The organism is Kosakonia pseudosacchari, assembly GCF_900184035.1.
Lineage (GTDB): Bacteria > Pseudomonadota > Gammaproteobacteria > Enterobacterales > Enterobacteriaceae > Kosakonia > Kosakonia pseudosacchari.
Map to the genome: position 1 here is coordinate 185901 of NZ_FXWP01000009.1, position 24887 is coordinate 210787.

Annotated in this window: 27 protein-coding genes; 18 read left to right on the top strand and 9 right to left on the bottom strand. The window is 54.8% G+C overall.

What is annotated here, in order from left to right; genetic code table 11:
* Positions 1-17 precede the first annotated feature (17 nt).
* Entirely contained in the window at positions 18-1613 is a 1596-nt protein-coding gene (locus BN2591_RS02910; RefSeq protein WP_086868847.1) for an ABC transporter substrate-binding protein, read from the top strand.
* Between the two features lie 178 nt (positions 1614-1791).
* Positions 1792-2460 carry a DUF3313 domain-containing protein gene (locus BN2591_RS02915; RefSeq protein WP_086868849.1) on the top strand — a complete coding sequence of 223 codons (669 nt, stop codon included), beginning with the start codon at positions 1792-1794 and terminating at the stop codon, positions 2458-2460.
* Here the strand turns inward: BN2591_RS02915 and BN2591_RS02920 are convergent.
* The gene (locus BN2591_RS02920; RefSeq protein ID WP_086868850.1) at positions 2447-3361 is read right to left on the bottom strand and encodes a DMT family transporter; all 915 of its coding nucleotides are present in this window, start codon (positions 3359-3361) and stop codon (positions 2447-2449) included. The two genes, BN2591_RS02915 and BN2591_RS02920, sit on opposite strands and share 14 nt — an antisense overlap.
* Before the next feature lie 173 nt (positions 3362-3534).
* Between BN2591_RS02920 and BN2591_RS02925 the strand changes: the two genes are divergently transcribed.
* Positions 3535-4404: a helix-turn-helix transcriptional regulator gene (locus tag BN2591_RS02925; protein WP_086868852.1), complete on the top strand. Its 870-nt coding sequence runs from the start codon at positions 3535-3537 to the stop codon at positions 4402-4404.
* Here BN2591_RS02925 and BN2591_RS02930 read toward each other — a convergent pair.
* Complete coding sequence (locus BN2591_RS02930; RefSeq protein WP_086868856.1) at positions 4387-5571, bottom strand: benzoate/H(+) symporter BenE family transporter; 1185 nt, start codon at positions 5569-5571, stop codon at positions 4387-4389. The two genes, BN2591_RS02925 and BN2591_RS02930, sit on opposite strands and share 18 nt — an antisense overlap.
* Positions 5572-5731: 160 nt before the next feature.
* Between BN2591_RS02930 and BN2591_RS02935 the strand changes: the two genes are divergently transcribed.
* The 3 genes from BN2591_RS02935 (at position 5732) to BN2591_RS02945 (ending at position 9230) form a co-directional block, all read left to right on the top strand.
* On the top strand, positions 5732-6304 hold the full coding sequence (locus tag BN2591_RS02935; RefSeq protein WP_086868858.1) for a helix-turn-helix domain-containing protein: 573 nt from the start codon (positions 5732-5734) through the stop codon (positions 6302-6304).
* A gap of 254 nt (positions 6305-6558) precedes the next feature.
* Complete coding sequence (locus tag BN2591_RS02940; RefSeq protein ID WP_086868861.1) at positions 6559-8517, top strand: peptidase U32 family protein; 1959 nt, start codon at positions 6559-6561, stop codon at positions 8515-8517.
* Positions 8518-8693: 176 nt separating this feature from the next.
* Positions 8694-9230, top strand: coding sequence for a hypothetical protein (locus BN2591_RS02945; RefSeq protein ID WP_086868863.1), 537 nt, complete (start codon positions 8694-8696; stop codon positions 9228-9230).
* A gap of 93 nt (positions 9231-9323) precedes the next feature.
* Here the strand turns inward: BN2591_RS02945 and BN2591_RS02950 are convergent, their stop codons facing one another.
* Both BN2591_RS02950 and BN2591_RS02955 read right to left on the bottom strand, forming a co-directional pair.
* The gene (locus BN2591_RS02950; RefSeq protein ID WP_086868865.1) at positions 9324-9581 is read right to left on the bottom strand and encodes a hypothetical protein; all 258 of its coding nucleotides are present in this window, start codon (positions 9579-9581) and stop codon (positions 9324-9326) included.
* A gap of 85 nt (positions 9582-9666) precedes the next feature.
* Positions 9667-10617, bottom strand: coding sequence for a LysR family transcriptional regulator (locus BN2591_RS02955; RefSeq protein ID WP_086868867.1), 951 nt, complete (start codon positions 10615-10617; stop codon positions 9667-9669).
* A 97-nt stretch (positions 10618-10714) separates the two neighbouring features.
* Here BN2591_RS02955 and BN2591_RS02960 point away from each other — a divergent pair, with 97 nt between their 5' ends.
* The gene (locus tag BN2591_RS02960) at positions 10715-11395 is read left to right on the top strand and encodes a nitroreductase (RefSeq protein ID WP_086868869.1); all 681 of its coding nucleotides are present in this window, start codon (positions 10715-10717) and stop codon (positions 11393-11395) included.
* A 47-nt stretch (positions 11396-11442) separates the two neighbouring features.
* On the opposite strand, the gene BN2591_RS02965 is transcribed toward BN2591_RS02960, so the two are convergent.
* The 4 genes from BN2591_RS02965 to BN2591_RS02980 form a co-directional block, all read right to left on the bottom strand.
* Positions 11443-11904 (bottom strand): hypothetical protein, encoded by a 462-nt coding sequence (locus tag BN2591_RS02965; RefSeq protein WP_086868871.1) that lies wholly within the window; start codon positions 11902-11904, stop codon positions 11443-11445.
* 113 nt (positions 11905-12017) lie between these two features.
* Positions 12018-12146, bottom strand: a complete 129-nt coding sequence (locus tag BN2591_RS02970; RefSeq protein ID WP_086868873.1) for a DUF2474 domain-containing protein — start codon at positions 12144-12146, stop codon at positions 12018-12020.
* Positions 12146-13156, bottom strand: a complete 1011-nt coding sequence (gene cydB / locus BN2591_RS02975; RefSeq protein ID WP_086868875.1) for a cytochrome d ubiquinol oxidase subunit II — start codon at positions 13154-13156, stop codon at positions 12146-12148. Before cydB ends, BN2591_RS02970 begins: the two co-directional genes overlap by 1 nt.
* Positions 13156-14556, bottom strand: coding sequence for a cytochrome ubiquinol oxidase subunit I (locus tag BN2591_RS02980; RefSeq protein ID WP_086868877.1), 1401 nt, complete (start codon positions 14554-14556; stop codon positions 13156-13158). Before BN2591_RS02980 ends, cydB begins: the two co-directional genes overlap by 1 nt.
* A 249-nt stretch (positions 14557-14805) precedes the next feature.
* On the opposite strand from BN2591_RS02980, the gene BN2591_RS02985 reads away from it, so the two are divergent.
* From BN2591_RS02985 to BN2591_RS03015, 7 genes are all read left to right on the top strand, one after another.
* Entirely contained in the window at positions 14806-16212 is a 1407-nt protein-coding gene (locus tag BN2591_RS02985; protein ID WP_086868879.1) for an aminotransferase-like domain-containing protein, read from the top strand.
* A 345-nt stretch (positions 16213-16557) separates the two neighbouring features.
* A complete protein-coding gene (ydcS, locus tag BN2591_RS02990) occupies positions 16558-17700 on the top strand; it encodes a putative ABC transporter substrate-binding protein YdcS (protein WP_086868881.1) in 1143 nt (380 codons plus the stop codon).
* A 17-nt stretch (positions 17701-17717) separates the two neighbouring features.
* Positions 17718-18731 carry an ABC transporter ATP-binding protein gene (locus BN2591_RS02995; protein ID WP_086868883.1) on the top strand — a complete coding sequence of 338 codons (1014 nt, stop codon included), beginning with the start codon at positions 17718-17720 and terminating at the stop codon, positions 18729-18731.
* 7 nt (positions 18732-18738) lie between these two features.
* Positions 18739-19668 carry an ABC transporter permease gene (locus tag BN2591_RS03000; protein WP_086868885.1) on the top strand — a complete coding sequence of 310 codons (930 nt, stop codon included), beginning with the start codon at positions 18739-18741 and terminating at the stop codon, positions 19666-19668.
* Positions 19658-20464, top strand: coding sequence for an ABC transporter permease (locus BN2591_RS03005; protein ID WP_086868887.1), 807 nt, complete (start codon positions 19658-19660; stop codon positions 20462-20464). The genes BN2591_RS03000 and BN2591_RS03005 overlap by 11 nt, the downstream gene beginning before the upstream one ends.
* A 25-nt stretch (positions 20465-20489) precedes the next feature.
* The gene (gene patD, locus BN2591_RS03010) at positions 20490-21914 is read left to right on the top strand and encodes an aminobutyraldehyde dehydrogenase (RefSeq protein ID WP_086868889.1); all 1425 of its coding nucleotides are present in this window, start codon (positions 20490-20492) and stop codon (positions 21912-21914) included.
* A gap of 279 nt (positions 21915-22193) precedes the next feature.
* Positions 22194-22415 carry a hypothetical protein gene (locus BN2591_RS03015; RefSeq protein WP_065368462.1) on the top strand — a complete coding sequence of 74 codons (222 nt, stop codon included), beginning with the start codon at positions 22194-22196 and terminating at the stop codon, positions 22413-22415.
* Positions 22416-22471: 56 nt separating this feature from the next.
* Here the strand turns inward: BN2591_RS03015 and BN2591_RS03020 are convergent, their stop codons facing one another.
* Positions 22472-22909 carry an ECs1072 family phage-associated protein gene (locus tag BN2591_RS03020; RefSeq protein ID WP_025263616.1) on the bottom strand — a complete coding sequence of 146 codons (438 nt, stop codon included), beginning with the start codon at positions 22907-22909 and terminating at the stop codon, positions 22472-22474.
* Positions 22910-23137: 228 nt separating this feature from the next.
* Between BN2591_RS03020 and BN2591_RS03025 the strand changes: the two genes are divergently transcribed.
* From BN2591_RS03025 to BN2591_RS03040, 4 genes are all read left to right on the top strand, one after another.
* On the top strand, positions 23138-23431 hold the full coding sequence (locus BN2591_RS03025) for a hypothetical protein (protein WP_086868891.1): 294 nt from the start codon (positions 23138-23140) through the stop codon (positions 23429-23431).
* Between the two features lie 172 nt (positions 23432-23603).
* On the top strand, positions 23604-23777 hold the full coding sequence (locus BN2591_RS03030; protein WP_071925283.1) for a GhoT/OrtT family toxin: 174 nt from the start codon (positions 23604-23606) through the stop codon (positions 23775-23777).
* Between the two features lie 96 nt (positions 23778-23873).
* Complete coding sequence (locus BN2591_RS03035) at positions 23874-24047, top strand: GhoT/OrtT family toxin (protein ID WP_017456865.1); 174 nt, start codon at positions 23874-23876, stop codon at positions 24045-24047.
* 65 nt (positions 24048-24112) lie between these two features.
* On the top strand, positions 24113-24874 hold the full coding sequence (locus tag BN2591_RS03040) for an alpha/beta fold hydrolase (protein ID WP_086868895.1): 762 nt from the start codon (positions 24113-24115) through the stop codon (positions 24872-24874).
* The last annotated feature ends 13 nt before the right edge of the window (positions 24875-24887 follow it).

A 24887-nucleotide genomic window follows, 5' to 3' on the forward strand; every position in this document is an offset into this window, starting at 1 on the left:
AAACAACAGGAAAAACTATGATTAGCAAACCGACAACACTTGCTCTGGCGTTGGCCGCGATGATAGTGAGTTCTTCTGTGGCGGCGAAAACGCTGGTCTATTGCTCGGAAGGCTCGCCGGAAAACTTCAACCCGCAACTCTATACCTCGGGCACCAGCGTTGATGCCAGCGCGGTGCCGGTCTATAACCGGCTGGTGGATTTCAAAGTGGGCACCACGCAACTGCAACCCAGCCTCGCGGAACGCTGGGATGTCAGCGAAGACGGCAAGGTTTACACCTTCCATCTGCGCAAAGGGGTGAAGTTCCAGAGCAACAAATACTTCACGCCAACGCGCGATTTCAACGCCGATGATGTGATCTTCTCATTTATGCGGCAAAAAGACGCAAACAACCCCTATCACAATGTCTCTAACGGTACTTACTCGAACTTTGAAAGCCTGGAGTTCGGTTCGCTGATCACCGCGATTGATAAACTCGACGACCATACCGTGCGCTTTACGCTGGCGCACCCGGAAGCCCCGTTTGTTGCCGATCTTGGCTGGTATTTTGCGTCGATTCTCTCTGCGGAGTACGCCGATGCGATGTTAAAAGCAGGGACACCGGAACGCGTCGATATGGATCCGATTGGCACCGGTCCGTTCCGGCTGGCGCAGTACCAGAAAGATTCGCGCATTCTGTTTACCGCGTTCGACGGCTACTGGCAGGGCAAAGCCAAAATTGATCGTCTGGTCTTCAGCATCACGCCGGATGCGTCCGTGCGGGTGGCAAAACTCGAGAAAAACGAGTGCCAGGTCATGCCGTTCCCCAATCCGGCCGATTTGCCACGCCTGAAAGAGAACAAAGACATCACGCTGATGAGCAAAGCCGGGTTGAACACCGGGTTCCTGTCGTTCAACACGCAAAAAGCGCCGCTGGATAATGTCAAAGTGCGCCAGGCGCTGGCAATGGCGATCAACAAACCGGCAATCATCCAGGCCGTGTTCCAGGGCACGGGTACCGCCGCGAAAAACCTGCTGCCGCCGGGTGTCTGGAGCGCGGACAGCGAACTGAAGGATTACGACTACGATCCGGAAAAAGCCAAAGCGCTGCTGAAAGAGGCCGGATTTGCGCCGGGAACAACCATCGATTTGTGGGCAATGCCGGTGCAACGCCCCTATAACCCGAACGCCAAACGGATGGCCGAGATGATCCAGGCCGACTGGGCGAAAGTGGGCGTGCAGACCAAAATCGTCACCTATGAGTGGGGCGAATACCTGAAACGGGTGAAAGGCGGCGAGCATCAGGCGGCGCTGATGGGCTGGACCACCGCGACCGGCGATCCGGATAACTTCTTTGGCCCGCTGTTTACCTGTACCTCTGCCAATGGCGGATCTAACTCGGCGAAGTGGTGTTACGCGCCTTTTGACAAAATTATCGCCGAAGCGAAAGCCACGACCGATCATGACAAACGCGTCGCACTGTATAAAGAGGCGCAGCAAATGATGCACGATCAAATGCCGGCGGTGATGATTGCCCACTCAACGATTTTCGAACCGGTACGCAAAGAGGTGCAGGGCTACGAAATCGACCCGTTTGGCAAACATATTTTCTGGCAAGTTGATCTGAAGAAATAACCCTGAACAGGCGAGCAAACCCTCTCCGTTAGCGGTTTGCTCGCACCTTTCACTGCGCGTTAATGATGACGGAATACGTGTTGTCAAAACCGCTGCCTGCAAAGCTGTTTTCCCCCCACAAAATGCCGCTGCGTTTGCTATACCTTAAGAGCAATTCCGCACTCACAGGGACATCCTCATGCGTACTCATGCATTGGTTAGCGTTGCCGTCTTTTCCGGCCTGCTGGCGTTATCAGGCTGCGCGTCAAAAGTGACACAACCGGAAAAATATTCCGGGTTTCTAAAAGATTATTCCGGGCTGCAGGAAACCACATCCGCCACCGGTAAACCGGTGCTTCGCTGGGTGGCGCCGGGTTTTGACCCGGCGAAATACGACAGTATCGTCTACCACCCGGTGGTCTATTATCCGGTGGCGAAACCGACCAGCCAGGTGAATCAACAGGTGCTGGATGGCGTCCTCGACTACACCAACAGCAAGCTGAAAGCCGCTGCCGCCGCGCGTAAACCACTGGTGACATCGCCAGGCCAGCACAGCCTGATTTTCCGCGGGGCGATAACCGGTGTGGACGCCAGCAAACAGGGGTTGCAGTTCTATGAAGTGGTGCCGGTCGCCATGGTCGTGGCGGGCACGCAGATGGCAACCGGCCATCGCACGATGAACACACACCTCTATTTTGAAGGCGAGTTAATTGACGCACAGACCAATGCGCCGGTGTTGAAAGTGGTGCGCCAGGGGCAAGGGAAAGATGTAAATAACGAAAATGCGCCGGTCACCGTCGACTCGCTGAAACAAGTCATTGACGATATGGCGACCGACGCGACGATGTTTGATATCAGCAAGCGTTAGCTTTTCGACGTGTTCCGCGCCCGCCCAGCCATGTTTCCGGGCGGGCAAACATCACCAGATTACCGGTAAGGATCAGCAGTAACCCGGCAACGCCATTGAAATGCCAGATATAGCCCTCGAAGAACGTCGAAACTGTCAGCGCGACCAGCGGAAACAGCAGGGTGCTGTAAGCCGCTTTACTGGGGCCAATGCGACCGACCAGCGTAAAATACGCGCCAAAGCCGATCACCGAGCCGAACAACGCCAGATAAACCAGCGCGCCAAGATAACTGGCAGTCCATTGCGGGGTGAAATCGTCACCGCGCAGCAGGCCAATCGCGCCCATAATTAACGTTCCGTAAAGCATCGCCCAGCTATTGGTAGTGATGGTTTCCAGCCCCTTGCGCTGATGGCGCAGGCTTATCATATTGCCAAACGAGAAACCCAGCGTGCCCAGCGCCGACAGGCCAATTCCCAGCAGTAACGTTATGCTCCAGCCGCTGTTGACCAGATCCTGCCAGAAGAGCGTCACAATCCCCGTCAGGCCGAGGATCGCCGCGACAAAAAAGCGCGCCGGTGGCTTTTGCCCGAAAAAAAGATAACTGTTTACCGCGTTAAATAAGACCGCCATCGAGAAGATCACCGACTCCAGCCCGGTGCTGATCCACGCCGCCGCGGTATAGAAGCACCAGAAGTTAAAACCAAACACACAGCAGCCCTGGAGCAGGCAAAACAGATGATCGCGCAGCGGCAGGGCGCGCAACTTGCGCTGCGCCAGCAGTACCAGCATCATTGCCACCGTGGCCAGGGCGAAGCGCCAGAAGATTGACACCGGCGCGGCGACCGGACCTTGTTGTAGAAAAATTGCAATCCAGGTAGTCCCCCAGATAACCACCACCAAACCGTACAGCAATGCGTTCATGTTGAGTTCCAGTACGTAAAACGAATGTTGAGTGTGGCAAAACACCACCATGCACGATTGCACCGCTTTGCGCCGGACTTGCATATTCTTGCGCTTTTCTTTACACAACGCTGGTATCCGGCGTCAGCTATTCATAGACTGGGGTTCTGGTGAATTTATGATAATTTCCGTGAATGTCTGAGCACTACGAAGCCTTTGAAAACCTCAGTAAACACAACGCCGTGTTACACAACTCGGTGGCGCTGCACTCTGGCATTCAACTGGCGGCCTGGTCAAACAAACGCGACAACATCACTCAGTATTGCAATCACCATACCCTGAGTTTGTACGTTGCCGACGGCTACGAGAGCTACCACAAAACCGCTTACGGCTGGAAAAACGGTGGCGGGCCGGATCGCTTTTGCCTGATGCCAAAAGAGAGCGAATCGGTGTGGGATATTCGCGATACGTTGTCCTTTGTGCACCTTTACTGCACCGATGAACATCTGCGCGAAGTGGGTGAGCAGGTGTGGGATCGCAGCCCGGCATCGTTCACGCTGGATGAGAAAACATTTTCCCAGGATGCGCGGATTACGGCGCTTTATCGCCAGTTTTTGCTCGGTTGCGACTGGCAGCAAAATGCCAACCAGTTAACGCTGAGTACCGCCTCGACGCTGTTACTGACGCACTTAGTCCAGCACTACAGCAACGTGCAGTGGCAACTGCCGACGGTAACGGGCGGTTTGGCGCCAGTGGTGCTTCGCACGGTGCTGGAGTATATCGATGCGCATCTGGCAGAACCGCTGCTGCTGGCGGATCTGGCCGCCCAGGCCGCGCTGAGCGAATACCACTTTGCCCGCATGTTCCGCCAGTCAATGGGCGTTGCGCCGCACCAGTTCGTGATGCAACGGCGCATGGCGCGGGCGAAAGATCTGTTACTTCACAGCGATCAGCCGCTGACCACCATTGCGCTGGCCTGCGGTTTTAACTCTGCCAGCCACTTCAGCAACCGCTTCAAAGCGGCGAAAGGCATCACTCCCTCGCAGCTACGCACCTCGCGCTAAACGCAGTGCGCCGTAGCAGATCCCGCCGATGGCTAAGCCCCAGAAGGCAGAACCAATCCCCAACAGCGTGACGCCGCTGGCGGTAACCAGAAAGGTGACAATCGCGGCATCGCGATCGCGCTCGGTGCTCAGCGCCTGATGCAGGCTGCCACTCATCGTGCCCAGCAGCGCCAGCCCCGCCAGCGTCTGGATCCAGCTTAATGGCAAAGCGGTGAGCAGCGACGTTATCGAGCCGCCAAACAGACCGGCTAACAGGTAAAACACCCCGGCTGCTACCGCGGCCAGCCAGCGTTTTTCTGGTTGTGGGTGAGCATCCGGGCTCTGGCAAATCGCCGCCGTGATGGCGGCAATACAAATTGAAAAGACGCCAAACGGTGAGAACAACAGCGCCAGCGCACCGGTAAAAATGATCAGCGGTGAAACCGGAACGGGGTATCCCGCCGCCTGCATGGTGGCAAAACCGGGCGCATTCTGCGAGGCCATCGTCGCCAGAAAGAAGGGAATGCCGATGCTCACCAGTGACGACAAGTGAAATTCCGGGGCGGTATAAGTCGGTAAAACGACCGCGATAGTGATGTTTTGCGTGACAACGTCACCACTTAGCCACGCAACCAGCCCTCCGACCAGTAGCGTGGCGACAATGGCATAGCGCGGTGCCAGCGCTTTGCAGATAAGCCAGGCCAGCAGCATGCTGCCACACAGGGCGAAATGCGACTGAATATTACTGAAAGCCTGCAAACCGAAGCGCAGCAAAATACCCGCCAGCATGGCCGCTGCCAGCGTATGGGGAATGACTTTCATCAGCCTGGCGAACAGCCCGGTGATGCCGCACAGGACAATTAATGCATTGGCAAAGATAAATACACCAACCACTTCATTCAGTGAAACGCCTTGTAAGCTGGTGGCCAGCAGCGCCGCGCCCGGTGTTGACCATGCCGTAAGCACCGGCATGCGATACCAGACGCTCAGCGCCAGCGTGCTGATGCCCATGCCCAGACCCAGCGCGGTCATCCAGCCGGCAATTTGCGCCGCACTTGCGCCCGCCGCCGAGGCCGCTTGCCAGATAATGGCGGCGGAACTGGCATAACCGACCAGCACCGCGACAAAGCCAGCCAGCAGGCTGGAAAAAGGGAGGGCAGAAGCCCGAGAAAAGGTGGTATGTGACATGAAATAATCCTTGTGCGTTATAGCATCCGCATAAAATATCACTGGGCGCTATAACGCACAACATGGCTGTGCATTAAGGTATTTAGCACGGTTATAGTTTCGCTCTCTAAAACAGAAACGCTGCGCTATACTGCCCCGGATTTTTCTTCCCGGAGGCGTAATGAACATCGCAGACTACCTGGCAAGCACCTTAAAACTTCTCCGTCAGGGCCGTGGCTGGAGCCTTTCCAGGCTGGCAGAAGAGACGGGCGTCTCGAAAGCGATGCTCGGGCAAATTGAGCGTAATGAATCAAGCCCGACGGTGGCCACACTGTGGAAAATCGCCACCGGCCTGAATGTGCCGTTTTCAACCTTTATTGCGCCGCCGGAGAGTGAGACACCGCTCGCCTATGATCCTCAGCAGCAGGCGATGGTGGTCACGCCCATTTTTCCGTGGGATGAAAAACTGCACTTTGATCTCTTCTCCATCACGCTGGCGCCGGGGGCGATAAGTGAATCGACGCCGCACGAAAGCGGGGTGATTGAGCATGTGATTGTCATTAATGGCGCGCTGGATATGTGCCTGAACGGGCAGTGGAAAACGCTCACCAGCGGGATGGGCGTGCGCTTTGCGGGCGATGAAGCGCATGCGTATCGCAACAGTTCCGCACACACCGTGCATTTCCACTCGCTGATTCATTATCCAAAAGAAAAAGCCGCAAGCACGCCTGCGGCCAAAAACGACGACGATTAATAACATGACAACGTTGACCCGCGATACTCCGGGCTGCAGGAAAGTCAGCCCCACCTGCAACCGGCAGTACGGTGGATAAAACGTGACGAGGAATGTCCGAGCCACCACTCTATCGCCGCACGAAACGCAGCGGAAATAGCAATTTCGACATTGCATTGCCGACAGGCGCAAATTCCCCCTGCGGCAGGTGGTGAAACGCCCCGGTTGTGACTACAATAGCCGCCATTTTGCACATAATGGATAACGACAATTGTATGCGCCTGCACCCCCATCATCTTGAACTGTTAAGCCCGGCTCGCGACGCCGCCATTGCCCGTGAAGCGATCCTTCATGGCGCTGACGCGGTCTACATTGGCGGCCCTGGTTTCGGCGCGCGGCATAACGCCGGTAACAGCCTGCGCGATATCGCCGAACTGGTGCCTTTCGCGCATCGCTACGGCGCGAAAGTCTTTATCACCCTGAACACGATCCTTCATGATGACGAGCTGGAACCGGCGCAGAGTTTGATCCACGATCTCTACCAGGCCGGTGTCGATGCGCTGATTGTGCAGGATATGGGCGTACTTGAGCTGGATATCCCGCCGATTGAGCTGCACGCCAGTACACAATGCGACATTCGCAGCGTGGAAAAAGCGAAATTCCTCTCCGATGTCGGTTTTAGCCAGATTGTGCTGGCGCGTGAGCTGAACCTGGAGCAGATCCGCGCCATTCATAGCGCGACCGACGCCACCATTGAGTTCTTTATCCACGGCGCATTGTGTGTGGCCTATTCCGGGCAGTGCAATATCTCCCATGCGCAGACCGGACGAAGTGCTAACCGTGGCGACTGCTCCCAGGCGTGCCGCTTGCCCTATACGCTGAAAGACGATCAGGGCCGCGTCGTGGCATATGAAAAACACCTGCTGTCGATGAAAGATAACGATCAGACCGCCAACCTCGCGGCGCTGATCGATGCCGGTGTGCGCTCCTTCAAAATTGAAGGGCGCTACAAAGATATGAGCTACGTGAAGAACATCACCGCGCACTATCGCCAGATGCTGGACGCCATTATCGAAGATCGCGGTGATTTAGCGCGCGCGTCTGCCGGGCGTACTGAACACTTCTTTATTCCCTCGACAGAGAAAACCTTCCATCGCGGCAGCACCGATTATTTTGTCAATGCGCGCAAAATTGATATTGGCGCATTTGATTCACCGAAATTTATCGGCCTGCCGGTCGGCGAAGTGTTGAAAGTAGCGAAAGATCACCTCGACGTAGAAGTGACAGAACCGCTGGCCAACGGTGATGGCCTGAACGTGCTGGTAAAGCGTGAAGTGGTGGGTTTTCGCGTCAACGTCGCCGAGAAAACGGGCGAGAATCGTTACCGCGTATTCCCGAACGAAATGCCGGACGCGCTGCGAACGCTGCGCCCGCACCATGCGCTGAACCGTAACCTTGATCATAACTGGCAGCAGGCGTTACTGAAAACGTCCAGTGAGCGTCGCATTGGTGTGGATATCGAGCTTGGCGGCTGGCAGGAGCAACTGGTGCTGACGCTGACCAGCGAAGATGGCGTCAGCGTGACGCACACGCTGGAGGGGCAGTTTGACGAAGCCAATAATGCGCAAAAAGCGCTGGAAAGCCTGAAAGACGGGCTGGCGAAACTGGGACAAACCCGTTATTACGCGCAGGCGATCACCGTTAATCTGCCGGGGGCGCTGTTTGTGCCTAACAGCCTGCTCAACCAGCTGCGCCGCGAAGCGGTAGAGATGCTGGAAGAGGCGCGACTGGCGAATTACCAGCGCGGCAGCCGCAAACCGGTGGCGACCCCCGCGCCGATTTACCCGGAAACACATTTGTCATTCCTGGCTAACGTCTATAACCATAAAGCGCGTGAATTTTATCACCGCTATGGTGTGCAACTGATTGACGCCGCCTTCGAAGCCCACGAAGAGAAGGGCGATGTGCCGGTGATGATCACCAAACACTGCTTGCGCTTCGCCTTCAACCTGTGCCCGAAACAGGCGAAAGGCAATATCAAAAGCTGGCGCGCGACGCCGATGCAGCTGGTGCATGGCGACGAAGTGCTGACACTGAAATTTGACTGCCGTCCGTGTGAAATGCATGTGATTGGCAAAATTAAGAACCATATTCTGAAAATGCCCCTGCCGGGCAGCGTAGTGGCGTCGATAAGCGCCGATGACTTATTAAAAACGTTGCCAAAACGCAAATAAACCAAGGGTGGCACTATGCCACCCTGTTTTTTTGCTGCCCCCAAAACAATTCTTCTGAATAGCCATAAATTATCCCGGCGAGCGAATAACCACCATGCGTTAATAACCATAATGCGTTAATCTGGCCGCGCGAAAATAATAAGAAATGGCTTATTGATGATATTCATGGAGAGGAAATGCATAAATTTACGTTAAGCGCCTTGCTTGTTGCTGGCGCATTTTTGTTGTCTGCCTGTACGCCGGGCCCGCTCGGAACGCAGCGTTATCAGGCTTATACCGGTAGCGATGCAACCGTGGTCTACACGCAGGCTAATAAAGCTCATCAGGGGCTGTTTTATTTCCAGCGTTATAACAAAGAGGGCGACTGCTTTAATTCCGCCGAGATGATTTACATCAGCAATAATATGCTGGAAGGCGTTGTTGACCGGCTTTTTACCAGCCGACTTAAAGGCGATCAATACTGGACGTTAATTGTCCAGGATAATTCCAGCGGCAGGATGTGGATCCATGAGACCGCATTTTTCCTTGAAAAAGGGAAACACTATGTGGCGATCAGCTCCCGTGGGGCGGTTGAAATTCCGGCGGACTTGAATATCACCAGCCAGGACGATCTGGATAAAGTGTATGACCGCTATCAGGATAAACCGGCGAAACCGTGGAATTTGCGCCGTGGTATCTGCAAGTCGTGGTTATCCAAAGCGATGGGATCGTAACTGCCTGAGCAGGCGGCGTTAAAACCGTATCTGACAGATAAAAAACAGGCCTTTCCCGTGATGGTGAAAGGCCTGTTTGCATTGCAGGCTGGATTAGCGCTCGTCACCCGGACGACTTTCTTCCGGCAGTGGCGGTTTCTTACCGTTGTGCTTATCGTGGTGTTTGTCATCGTGGCGCGGCGGCTTATCCTGCTTGTGTTTCGGCGGCGCGTCGTGCGACGGTTTTTTATCATTGTTATGATGCTGGCCGTTTGGGAACTGTTCCGGCGGCAGCGGCGGACGTTCGTCAGCAAACACCATCGAAGAGAAGCTCACCGCCAGAATGGCAGACACCAGTGCAATTTTTTTCATCTTTTACATCCTTACTCGTTTTATTGCGTGGCGACGATTTGACGATAAAAAAGTGAAGGGAAAATGGAGCGCTACGCCTTCGGGATTATTCCTGGCGGCTCTGCGGAAGATAGCGCCAGTAGGGCGGTGAACCGAAACTTGCCAGTAAAAAGTCGATCACCGTGCGGGTGTTAAGCGACGGGTATTTCCCGCCAGGGTAGAGCAACCAGAGCGACTGCGCCGTTGGCGAATAACTGGCGGTAAAATCAGGCATGAGCGCCACAAGCTCATTGCGGTTTAGCATTTCACCCACTTGCCAGTCCGGGAAAAGCAAGATTCCCGCATCATTCAGGGCGGCCTGTAACAGCAATTCCGCGTTATCGGAAACGATGTTGGCCTGCGGCAAAAACTGGCAGGATTTCTCCCCACGCTGAAAACGCCAGCGCTGTAAACCACTTTTCCCGCGATATGCCAGTAAGCGGTGCGACTGCAACGCCTCCGGCGTGTTTGGTTGACCATAACGGCGCACATAGGCGGGTGTTGCCACCAAATGGCAGTTCTGATGCCCAATTAGCCGACCATGCAGCTCAGAATCCTGCAGCGCGGCGATACGCAGCAGCAGATCGGTGCCGTCGGCAAACGGGTCGATATAGTCATCGTTCAGGTTCAGCTCGATATGCAGACGCGGATAGCGTTCGCTCAATTCGCTGATTCTGGGGCCAATATGGCGCAGGCCAAATGAGATTGGCGCATTGATACGAATGCGCCCGCCAGGTTCATCGCGACGTTCATCCACCTGGGTTTGCGCGTCCGCAAGCTGCTGCAACATGGCGCGAAACGTGTCGGCATAGATATGACCGGCCTCAGTGGCAATCACCGCGCGCGTGTTGCGATATAACAACTGGGTTTCCAGCGCCTGCTCCAGTTGCTGAACCACGCGCGATAAAGACGAGGCCGCCAGACCTTCGTTGCGAGCGACTTCGGATAAGTTGCCCTCGCGAACAATGGCGAGAAACAGCTGCATTGAGCGGGCGCTAATTTGACTGAGCTTATTCATCTGTGCGTAATCCGCAAAGGTCCATGGCGCATTGTAGTGTTTTTACGAACAGGTTTCATCGTTAAGCTACGCGAACACTCAACACCGGAGAAAAGTCATGAGTACCAGCGTTAAAGCCTTCGATGAAACCGTCCGCCAGCGTTTTTCCGCCCGCGCATTTTTACCTGTACCGTTAACGGACGAACAAATTCAGGACGTGTTGCAGGATGCGCAATATTCCCCGTCAAACTGCAACACGCAGCCCTGGCACGTGCATGTGGTTTCCGGTGAAACCAAAAACCGTCTTGCGAAAAGGATGACGGAAAACGATCTTGCAGGGCGCCAGACGCCGGATTTCACCTTTTCCTATGATGATTTTCACGGCGACTATTTCGAGCGCGCTCATGAGCAAGCGCGGATTTATTACGATGCGATAGGCGTGGCGCGTGAAGATAAAGCGCGGCGCCAGGAGGCTTATCTGCGCAATTATCAGTTTTTTAACGCGCCACATGCGGCTTTCCTGTTTATGCCATCCTTTGGCGACAACATCCGCGTTGCCTCCGACATTGGCATGTATGCGCAGAGCTTTTTGCTGTCATTGACCGCACGCGGTTTTGCCGGTATTCCGCAGACGTTGCTCGGTTTTCACGCCGATATGATCCGCGAAGAACTCGGTGTTTCCACTGATTATCGCCTGCTGTTCGGCATCTCGTTTGGCTATGCCGATATGTCTGCGCCGTCTGCGAAAACACGCATGCCGCGTATTCCCGTTGAGAAAAGTGTGGTGATGCACGGGTAATGTCGCGAGTGACCAGAGACGCTAATCGCCAGCGGCTCTGGTCGGCGTTATGCGGCACACAGCGCGCGGGCGCTCTGTTTCCATTGATCAACTTGCGTGGGATGCAGAAAAGAGAAGTAGACGGTGATGTTGTCGGGCAGCATGTTATGCAGTGCTGGCAGGCAGTTGGCTTCACACGGCCGCAGTTCGATGTAAGCGCTGGTGATTGGCAGGACGGCGCTCGTGCTATCGACCCGTTCAATACGCCGGATTGCGGCAACCAGCGCGGTCATTTCCCCGTGCAGTTTCACCCAGTTGTGCGCGTAGATATTCGGCGGCATTTGGACCTGCATCTGGCTGTTGCCAAACGCATAGCGGGAATTCCCGCGCAGCGTGTATTCAATGGTGGCGCAGCACGATTCCGGGCCAAAACCCTCATGCCTGACCAGTTTCTTTTTGTCTTCCAGCGTGCGACGAACAATCGGATAGCCCGAATTGAGATCGTAAGGCGTCTGAACGAGGTTAATCATCATCTCTCCCTAAATCCATGAAAAATCGCAGCTCTAACGTAAATTGGACAACAAAAAGCGTAGTGAACGATCCCGGAAATTACTAGCCGGGATCGTCCGTTGTACCTGAACAATTAGTGCGATTTAAACCCCGCCGCCGACATCAACAGCCGGAACACCATACTGACCGCAAACAGTGCCAGCACGCTGCCGCCCCAGATTAACAGCATCCACATCAGGCGGTTAAAAAAGGAGTGTTTCATCAATGATACCCCGCGCCATGTTGCACCTTGCCGCGAAACACGTAGTAGCTCCACAAGGTATAAACCAGAATAATCGGAATAATCAGCAGGGCGCCGACCAGCATAAAGCCCTGGCTTTGCGCTGGCGCAGCGGCCTGCCACAGCGTGATATCCGGTGGAATAATATGCGGCCAGATACTGATGCCAAGGCCGCTAAACCCGAGGAAAATCAGCCCCAGCGTCTGCACAAACGGCAGGGTGTGGGAATCCGGGTTACCGAGACTGCGCCACAGCCAGACACTCAGTACCACGACTAACAGCGGCACCGGCGAGAAGAAATAGAGGTTCGGCAGGCTGAACCAGCGCTCGGCAATCGTGGCATGCGTCAGCGGCGTCCACAGGCTAATCACGGCAATCACCACTAACATCGCCAGCAACAGTTTCCTCGCGGCCTTGCGCATTTTCCCCTGCAACGGCTCTTCGCTTTTCATCACCAGCCAGCTCGCGCCGAGCAGGGCATAAGTGATGACCAGCCCGACGCCACAAAACAGGTTAAACGGCGTCAGCCAGTCGAGCGCACCGCCGCTAAACGTGCGGCCCGTCACCTGAAAACCGTTAAGCACCGCGCCCACCACCACCCCCTGGGTAAAGGTGGCAAGCAGCGAGCCGGAGAGAAACGCTTTGTCCCAGAACGGCCGGTGCGCGGGGGTGGCTTTGAAACGAAACTCAAAGGCCACGCCGCGAAAGATAAGACCGATCAGCATTAGGGTCAGCGGAATGGTCAGCGCATCGACAATCACCGCATAAGCCAGCGGAAACGCGCCGAATAACCCCGCGCCGCCGAGCACCAGCCAGGTCTCGTTGCCATCCCAGACCGGCGCGACGCTGTTGACCATCACATCGCGATCGTGCGCGTCACGCGTGACGGGAAACAGAATGCCGATACCAAGGTCAAAACCATCCATCACGATATACATCAGGGTGGCGAAGACGATAATGACAAACCAGATTAATGAAAGATCGATGCCCATTATTTATCCTCATCCGCGTCGAGATGTTCACCCACCGCTGAAAGCGGGCGCGCCGGTGTGCCCTGCGTCGCGTGCTCATCACGCTCGTCGGGTCCTTTGGTGATAAGCCGCACCATGTAGCTGTAACCCACGCCAAAAACGGAACAGTAGACAACAAAGAACGCCAGCAAACTGAGGCTCATTTGCAAGTCGCCATGCGCGGAAACCGCATCGGCCGTGCGCAGCAAGCCATACACCACCCACGGCTGGCGACCCACTTCCGTCGTGACCCAACCGGCGAGAATGGCGATCAAACCCGCCGGCCCCATCCATAGCGCAAAGTGTAAAAACGGCCGCGACTGATACAGCCTGTCTTTGAAACGCAGCCACAGCGCCGCCACACCCAGACCAATCATCAGCACGCCAAGCCCGACCATAATGCGAAACGACCAGAACACAATCGGTGAATAGGGACGTTCATCTTTCGGGAAAGATTTCAGCGCCGGGACTTGCTTATCCAGGCTATGTGTCAGGATCAGGCTGCCGAGCGCCGGGATTTCCACGGCATAACGCGTGCGCTCCTGCTCCATATCCGGCATACCGAACAGGATAAGCGGTGTCGCTTCACCGGGCGGGTTTTCCCAGTGGCCCTCAATGGCGGCGATTTTTGCCGGTTGATGTTCAAGCGTATTCAGCCCGTGCATATCGCCGACCATCGCCTGAATCGGCGCAACAATCAGCGCCATCCACATCGCCATAGAAAACATTTTGCGAATAGCGGGCGTGTTATTCCCGCGTAACAGATGCCAGGCGGCAGACGCGCCGACAAACAGCGCACTGCTTAAGAAGGCCGCAATGGTCATGTGCATCAACCGGTACGGGAAGGAGGGATTAAAGATAACCTTCAACCAGTCGACCGGCACCACCTGGCCATTTTCGACGATAAAGCCCTGCGGCGTATGCATCCAGCTATTGGACGCGAGGATCCAGAAGGTGGACATAATGGTGCCCAGCGCGACCATACAGGTGGCGAAAAAGTGCAGGCCAGGCCCGACTTTGTTCCAGCCAAACAGCATCACGCCGAGAAAACCCGCTTCAAGGAAGAAAGCGGTCAGCACTTCATAGGTCAGTAATGGCCCGGTAATGCTGCCGGCAAACTGGGAAAACCCGCTCCAGTTGGTGCCGAACTGATACGCCATCACCAGCCCGGACACCACCCCCATACCGAAGTTAACGGCGAAGATCTTCGACCAGAAATGGTACAGCGTGCGCCAGTCCGGGTTGCGGGTTTTAAGCCACAATCCTTCAAGCACCGCCAGATAGCTGGCAAGGCCGATGGTAATAGCCGGGAAAATGATATGAAACGAAACGGTGAAGGCGAACTGTATTCTCGCCAGGTAAAACGCGTCTAAACCGAACATGCACAACCCCAATGTCAATGTTGTGGCGTCAATGTTAATGAGCACAAGCGTGAACTTGCAGAAACAGATAAAAAGAATTTTCGTATAACAGTTCCTTACAAAGGGTATGGCAGGTTGCAGATTAGTCCAGACGAAGCGGCAACCAATAACCATAACAGTGCGCATAATGGGCTGTTTTGCGCAAACTGATATAGCAAGATGACGCATCGCGTGCCATGATGTAGGTGTTTTGTTAACACGTGAAAAATCATGAAAAAATACCAGCGCCTGGCGCAGCAAATCGCAGAACAAATCGAGCTTGGGGTCTGGCGACCGGGAGAGAAGCTGCCGTCGCTGCGTGAGCAGGTGACCAGCAGCGGGCTGAGTTTTATGACCGTCGGTCATGCTTATCAGTTGCTGGAAAGCCAGGGGCGGGTAATTGCCAGGCCGCAGTCCGGCTATTTTGTCGCGCCAGCGCCCGGCTTACCGCGCACACCGGCGGCCAGGATCACGCGTGATGAAGCGGTGGACATCAATACCTATATTTTTGATGTGTTACAGGCCAGCTGCGATGCCTCGGTGCTGCCGTTTGGTTCCGCCTTTCCCGACCCCAAACTGTTCCCGATGCCGCAGCTCAACCGGTCGCTGGCAAAGGTGAGTAAAAGCGCCACCGCCATGAGCGTGATGGAAAACCTGCCGCCGGGGAACAGCCAGTTGCGTCACGCCATTGCCAAGCGCTATGCCCGCCAGGGGATGAACATATCGCCGGATGAGATTGTTATCACCGCGGGTGCGCTGGAAGCGCTGAATCTCAGCCTGCAGGCGGTGACAGAACCGGGTGACTGGGTGATTATTGAAAACCCCTGTTTTTACGGTGCGTTGCAGGCGCTGGAGCGGCTGAAGTTAAAAGCACTATCGGTGCCAACCGATGTAAAAGAGGGTATCGATCTTGATGCACTGGCGCAGGCATTAGCCGACTATCCGGTCAAAGCCTGCTGGCTGATGACCAACGCGCAGAACCCGCTCGGGTTTACCTTAAGTGCTGCGAAAAAGGCGCAGCTGGTCGCGCTGCTGGCTGAGCACAACGTCACGCTGATTGAAGACGATGTTTACAGTGAGCTTTACTACGGGCGTGAACAGCCGCTACCGGCGAAAGCCTGGGATACGCACGACATGACGTTGCACTGTTCCTCATTTTCAAAATGCCTGGTCGCCGGGTTTCGCGTCGGCTGGGTCGCGGCCGGACGCCACGCCAGGCGCATTCAGCAATTGCAATTAATGAGCACATTATCCACCAGTTCGCCACTGCAACTGGCGCTGGTCGATTACTTATCAACGCATCACTATGACGCCCATTTGCGCCGCCTGCGCAGACAGCTTGCCGAGCGCAAACATCTGGCCTGGCAGGCGCTGCTGCGCCATCTGCCGCCGGACGTGAAAATCTATCGTAATGAGAGCGGCTATTTCTTATGGCTGGAGCTGCCCGCCGGATTGGATGCCGGTGAACTGAGCCAGCGGGCGCTGGCGCACCATATCAGTATTGCGCCGGGGAAAATGTTTTCGACATCCGACAACTGGCGTTCGTTTTTCCGCTTTAATTGCGCCTGGGTCTGGGGCGATAAAGAGGAGCGGGCGGTAATGCAACTGGGCGAATTAATTCGCCAGATGATGAATTAACCGCACCCGTCTTTCTTATTTCCTGAATAACTTATTCTCTTGTTAAAAATAATGGCGGCGTAAATTTGACGTGCGCCGTCATTATTTTCTGCGCTCGCGATGTTGGTATTCATAGGAAATGTGAATAGCAACACAGATTAACGGGCATCTGCTAACCCCTTGTCTATACTCCAAAAGCGCGCGCAGTAGCATTTTCATTGTTAACGCAATGCGTCATCTGTCACATCCTTGCGAAAATTCCGACGGCTCACATTCATGCCGTCAGCGCGCCGTCTATTTTTATTAAGGGAGATATATTTACGGCAAGGCTGCCGCACTTTTTCATTGCGACAGGAGTAGAAAATAATGAGCAAGAAATTTGCCCACAGCAGCCTGTGTGCGCTGGGTCTGACGGTGATGACCGCACACGCCGCCGAACCAACCGAAGTGGGAAAGGGAGAAGGTCGGCTGGATATTATCGCCTGGCCTGGGTATATCGAGCGCGGCCAGACCGATAAGCAATATGACTGGGTGACCGCCTTTGAAAAAGAGACCGGCTGCGCGGTGAATGTGAAAACCGCCGCCACCTCCGATGAGATGGTGAGCCTGATGGCGAAAGGTGGCTACGACCTGGTGACCGCCTCCGGCGATGCCTCTTTACGTCTGATCATGGGTAAACGCGTCCAGCCGATAAACACCGCGCTTATCCCCAACTGGAAAACGCTTGATCCGAAGCTGGTGAAAGGCGAATGGTTCAACGTTGCGGGGAAAACCTATGGCACGCCGTATCAGTGGGGGCCTAACCTTTTGATGTATAGCACCAAAACCTTCCCGACACCGCCGGATAGCTGGTCGGTGGTCTTTGTGCAGCAAAACCTGCCGGACGGCAAAAGCAACAAAGGGCGCGTGCAGGCCTACGATGGCCCGATTTATATCGCCGATGCCGCGCTGTACCTGAAAGCTACGCAACCGCAACTGGGTATTGACGATCCGTATCAGCTTACCGAAGCGCAGTATCAGGCGGTGCTGAAAACCCTGCGCGATCAGCATTTGCTGATTCACCGCTACTGGCACGACACCACAGTACAAATGAGCGACTTCAAAAACGAAGGGGTGGTGGCCTCCAGCGCCTGGCCTTATCAGGCCAATGCCCTGAAAGGGGAAAATCAGCCCATCGCCACGGTTTTCCCGAAAGAGGGGGTAACCGGCTGGGCTGACACCACTATGCTGCATGCCGAGGCGAAACACCCGAATTGTGCCTACAAGTGGATGAACTGGTCGCTGACGCCGAAAGTGCAGGGCGATGTGGCGGCCTGGTTTGGTTCGCTGCCAGTGGTGCCAGAAGGGTGCAAGGCCAGTACGTTGCTGGGTGAAAAGGGCTGCGAAACCAACGGTTACAGCTTCTTTGACAAAATCGCCTTCTGGAAAACGCCGGTGGCGCAAGGCGGCAAATATGTGCCTTACAGCCGCTGGACGCAGGATTACATCGCCATTATGGGCGGCCGTTAACCTGCCAGGAGTGCGTTATGAGCTATGCGGTAGAGTTTCTGGATGTCGCCAGAGTCTATGGCGATGTCCGGGCGGTTGACGGCGTATCGTTCGTCGTTAATGACGGGGAGTTTTTCTCCATGCTGGGGCCGTCCGGCTCCGGCAAAACCACCTGCCTGCGGCTGATTGCCGGGTTTGAACAGCTCAGCGGCGGTGCCATTCGTATTTTTGGCCGCGAAGCCAGCGAGCTGCCGCCCTGGGAGCGGGACGTGAACACTGTCTTTCAGGATTACGCGCTGTTTCCGCACATGTCTGTGCTCGATAACGTCGCCTACGGGTTGATGGTGAAAGGCATGGACAAAAAACAGCGCCATGCCCGCGCCCGTGACGCGCTGGAAAAAGTGGCGCTCGGCTTTGTCCATGCCCGTAAACCTTCCCAGCTTTCCGGCGGCCAGCGGCAACGGGTCGCCATTGCTCGCGCGTTGGTAAATGAGCCCAGAGTATTGTTGCTTGATGAACCGCTGGGCGCGCTGGATCTGAAGCTGCGTGAACAGATGCAACTGGAGCTGAAAAAGCTGCAACAGGATCTCGGCATCACTTTCATTTTTGTCACCCACGATCAGGGCGAAGCCTTGTCGATGTCTGATCGCGTAGCGGTGTTCAACAATGGCCGTATTGAGCAAATCGATACCCCACGCGAGCTTTACCTGCGCCCGCGCACGCCGTTTGTCGCCGGATTTGTCGGTACCTCGAATGTGTTTGATGCGGCGCTTGCGGCAAAACTCTGCGGCATGAAAGGGGTTTACTCGCTGCGCCCGGAACATATTCGCCTGAATACGCCAGGGGAAATCGAAGCCAGCGCCGTGGTGCAGGCGGTGCAATATCAGGGCGCCTCCACCCGTTTTGAACTGGCGCTGGCGCAGGGGGAAAAGTTACTGGTCAGCCAGGCGAACCTCTCCGATGCGTTATTGCCAGAAACGCTGGCGCCGGGCCAGCAGGTGCGGGTTTCCTGGTCGCGCGAGGCAATGGTGCCGTTACAGGGCGCGGGGTGAAAGGGGGATGAGCATTGCACAACATTCACCGCGCCGCGTAACGCTTAGCGCGTTTTTCTGGCGTAAACCGGTTTATGGCTTGCTCCTGCTGCTGGCAGGCCCGCTGATGTGGTTTGGCATTGTCTATTTAGGTTCACTGCTCACGTTGTTGTGGCAGGGTTTTTACACCTTCGATGATTTCACCATGTCGGTCACCCCGGATTTAACGTTCGCCAACCTGCTGGCGCTGTTTAACCCGGCAAATTACGACATCATTCTTCGTACGTTGATGATGGCGATAAGTGTCACGGTCGCGAGCGCCATTCTCGCTTTTCCGATGGCGTGGTATATGGCGCGTTATGCGCAGGGCAAATGGAAAGCGTTTTTTTATATCGCGGTGATGTTGCCGATGTGGGCGAGTTACATCGTTAAAGCCTACGCCTGGACACTGCTGCTGGCGAAAGATGGCGTGGCGCAATGGTTTTTAAGCCATCTGGGGCTGGAGCCGTTACTTACCGCCTTTCTGACACTGCCCGCCGTGGGCGGGAATACGCTTTCCACCTCCGGGTTCGGACGCTTTCTGGTGTTCGTCTATATCTGGCTGCCATTTATGATCCTGCCGATTCAGGCGGCGCTTGAGCGCTTACCCCCGTCGCTGCTGCAAGCCTCAGCCGATTTAGGCGCGCATCCGCGTCAGACCTTTCGTTATGTGGTGTTACCGCTGGCGGTACCGGGCGTGGCGGCAGGTTCGATATTTACCTTTTCGCTGACGCTCGGCGATTTCATCGTGCCGCAGCTCGTCGGGCCGCCGGGCTACTTCATTGGCAATATGGTTTATTCGCAGCAAGGGGCGATCGGTAATATGCCAATGGCCGCTGCGTTTACCCTTGTGCCAATGGTGTTGATAGCCCTTTATCTGGCGTTTGTGAAACGCCTGGGAGCGTTTGATGCACTCTGAACGCGCACCGTTTTTGCTCAACGTCGCCACCTGGGGCAGTGTCATCTTTCTGCACTTTCCGCTTTTGATCATCGCCATCTATGCTTTCAATACCGAGGACGCCGCGTTCAGTTTTCCGCCGCAGGGCTTTACGCTGCGCTGGTTCAGCGTGGCGGCCGCAAGGGGAGATATTCTCGATTCGGTGACACTGTCACTTAAAATCGCGGCGCTGGCGACGGCAATCGCCCTGGTTCTTGGCACACTTGCTGCAATGGCCTTATGGCGCAGCGAGTTTTTCGGTAAAAGCGCCATTTCCTTACTGCTGCTGTTGCCGATTGCCTTACCGGGAATTATCACCGGGCTTGCGCTGTTGACCGCCTTCAAAACGGTCAATCTCGAACCGGGATTTTTCACCATCGTCGTGGGACATGCCACGTTTTGTGTGGTGGTGGTGTTTAACAACGTGATTGCCAGGTTCCGGCGAACCTCCTGGAGCCTGGTCGAAGCATCGATGGATTTGGGCGCGAACGGCTGGCAAACCTTCCGTTATGTGGTGTTACCCAACCTGGGTTCGGCGCTCCTGGCGGGTGGCATGCTGGCGTTTGCGTTGTCATTTGACGAAATCATTGTCACAACCTTTACCGCAGGTCATGAGCGTACGCTGCCGCTGTGGTTGCTCAACCAGTTGGGTCGTCCGCGCGATGTGCCCGTCACCAATGTTGTGGCGTTACTGGTGATGCTGGTAACGATGATTCCGATTCTGGGGGCCTGGTGGCTGACCCGTGATACCGACACGATTGCCGGAACCGGCAAATAACTGACCACGCTGAAAGGACAGAACTATGCAACATCAACTATTTATCAATGGAGTACTGGTTAACGGCGAAGGCGAGAAGCAGCCTGTTTATAACCCGGCTACCGGTGACGTGTTGCTGGAGATCGCCGAAGCGTCTGCCGCGCAAGTCGACGCCGCCGTGCAGGCTGCCGATCGTGCGTTTGCCAGTTGGGGACAAACTACACCGAAGGCGCGTGCCGAGTGCCTGCTGCAACTGGCACAGATGATTGAAGATAATGCGGAAACCTTCGCCCGGCTGGAGTCACTGAACTGCGGTAAACCCTTTCATTGCGTACTGAATGACGAAATTCCGGCAGTAGTGGATGTGTTCCGCTTCTTCGCCGGGGCTGCGCGCTGCCTGAATGGGCTGGCGGCAGGTGAATACCTGGAAGGGCATACTTCAATGATCCGCCGCGATCCGCTGGGCGTCGTTGCCTCTATTGCGCCATGGAACTACCCGCTGATGATGGCGGCCTGGAAGCTCGGCCCGGCGCTGGCGGCGGGCAACTGTGTGGTGATCAAGCCGTCGGAAATTACGCCTCTCACCGCGTTAAAACTGGCGGAACTGGCGAAAGATATCTTCCCGGCAGGTGTGCTGAATGTGTTGTTCGGGCGCGGCAGCACCGTCGGCGATCCGCTGACTGGTCATGAAAAAGTGCGCATGGTTTCCCTGACAGGCTCGATTGCTACAGGTGAACACATTATTGGCCATACCGCCTCGTCGATTAAGCGCACCCACATGGAACTCGGCGGAAAAGCGCCGGTGATCGTGTTTGATGATGCGGATCTCGATGCGGTGGTGGAAGGGGTGCGCACTTTCGGTTTTTACAATGCCGGGCAGGATTGCACCGCCGCATGTCGTATCTACGCGCAAAAAGACATTTATGACGCGCTGGTGGAAAAACTGGGTGCGGCGGTGGCCAGCCTGAAAATGGGTGCGCCGGACGATGAATCCACCGAACTTGGGCCGCTCAGTTCCGCAGCGCATCTGGCGCGAGTTAGCAAGGCGGTCGATGAGGCCAAAGCGCTCAGCCATATTCGCGTGGTGACCGGCGGTAAAAGACATGAAGGCGCTGGCTATTATTATCCGCCAACGCTGCTGGCAGGGGCAAAACAGGAGGATGCCATTGTACAGCGGGAAGTGTTTGGCCCGGTGGTGAGCGTCACGGTGTTTGATGATGAGGAGCAGGTGCTGGGCTGGGCCAATGATTCGCAATATGGGCTGGCGTCATCGGTGTGGACCAAAGATGTGGGGCGCGCGCATCGCCTGAGTGCGCGTCTGCAATATGGCTGCACCTGGGTAAATACGCATTTTATGTTGGTGAGCGAAATGCCGCACGGCGGACAGAAACTCTCAGGCTACGGCAAAGATATGTCGCTCTACGGCCTGGAAGATTACACCGTCGTACGTCATGTGATGATCAAACATTAATCCACTAATAAACGCCACGGACGGCGTTTATCGCATTTATTTCCTTATGAAACATGAGGTAAATCGCATAGCAAATTAAGTGTGTTGTTATTAATGAAAAACTGGTTTAATAATAGCCAGCCATCAGCGGAGTGGCGAAATAAAAACATTTAAATAAGACCGCACACAGACATTGCCCTATTGGTTGTCATATGAATGTCATCAACGCGAAAAATGGCAGTCATTGCCGTGGGTGAGAATGTCTGGCTTTTAAAAAAATCAGGCAAGGAAAATAGAGTAATGAGTAAAATCGTAGTCGTGCTCGTACCAGGGGGCGCGTCTGAATTTTTGACCGTTGAAGATGGCGAAACCTCCGTACAATGGGCGATAACGGGGCTCGATGGCGGGGCGGCAAGCGCCCGGATGCCAATCGAAACCTACTATTGCGAAGGGGAAGAGTTTTATTTTGCCCGCGTTGAAAGTCTCTCGGGTAATGAAACAGCACTCTCCATGCTGAATTAAAAAATAAGGGCTCATCTGAGCCCTTATTTATTTAACAATGCAATTAATTTGCAAGCTTACCTTTTCAGGAACACCTCATTTTCGCGCGGTGCCCAATCTTTCTCTGAAAAATCATATGTCGAGAAGGGCTCATCTTTTACGCCCTGCGAACGCAGAACGGCGCGCACTTCCGCTGGCAGCGTTTCCTCGCGGAATAACTCCGCCAGCACGAACATGGCATCAATAAACGAGAGTTGTTTTACTTCAAAGGGTTTCCAGCCGGTGCGTTTGAATATTAAATGATAAAGCGCCTCTTCACCGGCAAGTGGAACGAAACTGCTGGCGTACTTTTCCCGGTGGCGAGAGAGCAACACTTCAAGGACGAATATCTGCGCGATGCGCTGCCGGGCCGCATTGCCCCGGGCGGTATCAGTGGTCATATCGACGTGCGTTATGTCATTGTTTTCACGCACCCGAACTTCTATGGCTTGCCACAGATCGTCATATTTCTGCATAACCTTACCTTGTTTCCTCTGATGTCTGCCTTGCCGGTAGACAATATCAGAGATAATCCCGGCTCGCCAAACTTCCCGACGTGATTATCGGCAGCAATAACATATCAGTTAATCCTTAAATTAAATTAATGGATATATCGTTTCATTACGCGCGGAGTTTGTGTTTAATCATTTTTAACCCGCCACAAAATAATGACCAACCTGACCTGGATTTGTCGGAAAATAAGCATGAAAAATATATTGCTGTTGTGGGCTGCGCTCGCCGCCACAGGTTTATACACAACATCTGAAAGTTATGCCAAAACGCAGCGCCTGTCGGATGCACAGGTGAAACAAGCGATCATTGCTGAATCTATTGCTAATTACCCCGGCCCGTGTGCCTGCCCCTACAATCATGCCAGGAACGGCAGTGCGTGTGGGAAACGCAGTGCGTGGAGTCGCGCGGGGGGTTATTCGCCCCTTTGCTACGCAGAAGACGTCACAAAAGAGGATATTGCGCAGTGGCGTGAAACACATCGGTAAGAAACAACCCGACCGCAGAAAAAAGAAAGCAGTTGCGGTTTTTTTAGGTCTATCAGCCGGTTAAATCAAAGCTGGCGGCTACGCCTTTCGTAGTAATCCCTATTCGACTTGATATATATCAATAAAAAGAGCATATTGCGTTCGTTTTGTTATTTCTGGGTTAATGTTTGTTATGTCGTTATACCAAAAAATGTTGGTTTTCTACTTTGTGATGGCGCTGATTTGCGCGCTGATTACCTGGTTTCTTTCTCACGATCGTAAACGCATTCGTCTGCTGAGCGCCTTTTTAGTGGGATCGACATGGCCGATGAGCTTCCCGGTTGCGCTGTTATTTTCCATATTCTAAATTTTGCCAGCAAAGCGTGACGGCGAAAGCGATAACGCCTTGAAAATTAGTGCAACATGTTAGGCGGATGTTTTACCTAAGGACAGGAGACAGACGTTGGAACTGTACACCAAACTGCTTATTTTCTATGTTGTCATGGCGGTGTTATGCGCCGTGGCAACCTGGTTTCTTGCCAAAGATAGCCGCAAAATCCGCCTGCTGAGCGCGTTATTAGTCGGCGCGACCTGGCCTATCAGTTTTCCCGTCGCGTTACTTTTTTCTCTCTTTTAATCGTGTCCTTGCCATCATGCTGTGATACTGTATATAAAAACAGTGTTATGGCAGAGAGGGCAGTTATGAACAGTCTCTATTCACTCCATGCGCAGGGGCAGGTGCGCTGGCATGCGTTGCCAGGCAAAGGCGACCCGGTCGTTTTTATTCACGGCCTGGGCTGCGCATCTTCGTACGAATATCCACGCATTGTCGCCGATCCGGCATTTGCCGGCAGGCGCGCCATCCTTATCGATTTGCCGGGCTACGGTTACAGTGAACGCCCGGCGAGCTTCTCTTATCGCACCAGCGATCAAGCGCAAGTGGTGATTGAACTGCTGGATCATCTTGGGCTCAATGCCTTCTGGTTATACGGCCACAGTATGGGCGGCAGTATCGCGATTGAAGTCGCTTCGCGTATCCCGCAGCGTGTCAACGCGCTGGCGGTATCTGAACCTAATTTTTTCGCCGGTGGCGGGACATTTAGCCGCGTTATCGCGGCCCAGGATGAGGCCGATTTTGTCACCTGCGGCTACGCGGCAATGCTGGCGCAGGAAAAAACCGCCTGGGCCGGAAGCCTGCAAAGCAGCGCACCCTGGGCGGTGTGGCGCGGCGCGAAAAGCCTGATCGATGGTATTGAGCCGTCGTGGATGGCGTTATTTGCCCGGTTCCCGCGCCCCAAAACGCTGATTTTTGGCGAGCTGTCGTTGCCGGATAAAGATGCCGACAGTGTGCTACAACAAGGGATTGAGTTGCGCATCATTCCGCGTGCCGGTCATTCCATGTCTGAAGAACAGCCAGCCTTGCTGGCGCAGACGCTAGCGGCATTTATTGCGGAACATGAGTAAAAAGAAACCCGGC

What these genes read in the sequence shown, in the direction of transcription:
- BN2591_RS02910 (WP_086868847.1), top strand. Translation starts at nt 18, where the DNA reads ATGATTAGCAAACCGACAACACTTGCTCTGGCGTTGGCCGCGATGATA.
- BN2591_RS02915 (WP_086868849.1), top strand. Translation starts at nt 1,792, where the DNA reads ATGCGTACTCATGCATTGGTTAGCGTTGCCGTCTTTTCCGGCCTGCTG.
- BN2591_RS02920 (WP_086868850.1), bottom strand. Translation starts at nt 3,361, where the DNA reads ATGAACGCATTGCTGTACGGTTTGGTGGTGGTTATCTGGGGGACTACC.
- BN2591_RS02925 (WP_086868852.1), top strand. Translation starts at nt 3,535, where the DNA reads ATGTCTGAGCACTACGAAGCCTTTGAAAACCTCAGTAAACACAACGCC.
- BN2591_RS02930 (WP_086868856.1), bottom strand. Translation starts at nt 5,571, where the DNA reads ATGTCACATACCACCTTTTCTCGGGCTTCTGCCCTCCCTTTTTCCAGC.
- BN2591_RS02935 (WP_086868858.1), top strand. Translation starts at nt 5,732, where the DNA reads ATGAACATCGCAGACTACCTGGCAAGCACCTTAAAACTTCTCCGTCAG.
- BN2591_RS02940 (WP_086868861.1), top strand. Translation starts at nt 6,559, where the DNA reads ATGCGCCTGCACCCCCATCATCTTGAACTGTTAAGCCCGGCTCGCGAC.
- BN2591_RS02945 (WP_086868863.1), top strand. Translation starts at nt 8,694, where the DNA reads ATGCATAAATTTACGTTAAGCGCCTTGCTTGTTGCTGGCGCATTTTTG.
- BN2591_RS02950 (WP_086868865.1), bottom strand. Translation starts at nt 9,581, where the DNA reads ATGAAAAAAATTGCACTGGTGTCTGCCATTCTGGCGGTGAGCTTCTCT.
- BN2591_RS02955 (WP_086868867.1), bottom strand. Translation starts at nt 10,617, where the DNA reads ATGAATAAGCTCAGTCAAATTAGCGCCCGCTCAATGCAGCTGTTTCTC.
- BN2591_RS02960 (WP_086868869.1), top strand. Translation starts at nt 10,715, where the DNA reads ATGAGTACCAGCGTTAAAGCCTTCGATGAAACCGTCCGCCAGCGTTTT.
- BN2591_RS02965 (WP_086868871.1), bottom strand. Translation starts at nt 11,904, where the DNA reads ATGATTAACCTCGTTCAGACGCCTTACGATCTCAATTCGGGCTATCCG.
- BN2591_RS02970 (WP_086868873.1), bottom strand. Translation starts at nt 12,146, where the DNA reads ATGAAACACTCCTTTTTTAACCGCCTGATGTGGATGCTGTTAATCTGG.
- cydB (WP_086868875.1), bottom strand. Translation starts at nt 13,156, where the DNA reads ATGGGCATCGATCTTTCATTAATCTGGTTTGTCATTATCGTCTTCGCC.
- BN2591_RS02980 (WP_086868877.1), bottom strand. Translation starts at nt 14,556, where the DNA reads ATGTTCGGTTTAGACGCGTTTTACCTGGCGAGAATACAGTTCGCCTTC.
- BN2591_RS02985 (WP_086868879.1), top strand. Translation starts at nt 14,806, where the DNA reads ATGAAAAAATACCAGCGCCTGGCGCAGCAAATCGCAGAACAAATCGAG.
- ydcS (WP_086868881.1), top strand. Translation starts at nt 16,558, where the DNA reads ATGAGCAAGAAATTTGCCCACAGCAGCCTGTGTGCGCTGGGTCTGACG.
- BN2591_RS02995 (WP_086868883.1), top strand. Translation starts at nt 17,718, where the DNA reads ATGAGCTATGCGGTAGAGTTTCTGGATGTCGCCAGAGTCTATGGCGAT.
- BN2591_RS03000 (WP_086868885.1), top strand. Translation starts at nt 18,739, where the DNA reads ATGAGCATTGCACAACATTCACCGCGCCGCGTAACGCTTAGCGCGTTT.
- BN2591_RS03005 (WP_086868887.1), top strand. Translation starts at nt 19,658, where the DNA reads ATGCACTCTGAACGCGCACCGTTTTTGCTCAACGTCGCCACCTGGGGC.
- patD (WP_086868889.1), top strand. Translation starts at nt 20,490, where the DNA reads ATGCAACATCAACTATTTATCAATGGAGTACTGGTTAACGGCGAAGGC.
- BN2591_RS03015 (WP_065368462.1), top strand. Translation starts at nt 22,194, where the DNA reads ATGAGTAAAATCGTAGTCGTGCTCGTACCAGGGGGCGCGTCTGAATTT.
- BN2591_RS03020 (WP_025263616.1), bottom strand. Translation starts at nt 22,909, where the DNA reads ATGCAGAAATATGACGATCTGTGGCAAGCCATAGAAGTTCGGGTGCGT.
- BN2591_RS03025 (WP_086868891.1), top strand. Translation starts at nt 23,138, where the DNA reads ATGAAAAATATATTGCTGTTGTGGGCTGCGCTCGCCGCCACAGGTTTA.
- BN2591_RS03030 (WP_071925283.1), top strand. Translation starts at nt 23,604, where the DNA reads ATGTCGTTATACCAAAAAATGTTGGTTTTCTACTTTGTGATGGCGCTG.
- BN2591_RS03040 (WP_086868895.1), top strand. Translation starts at nt 24,113, where the DNA reads ATGAACAGTCTCTATTCACTCCATGCGCAGGGGCAGGTGCGCTGGCAT.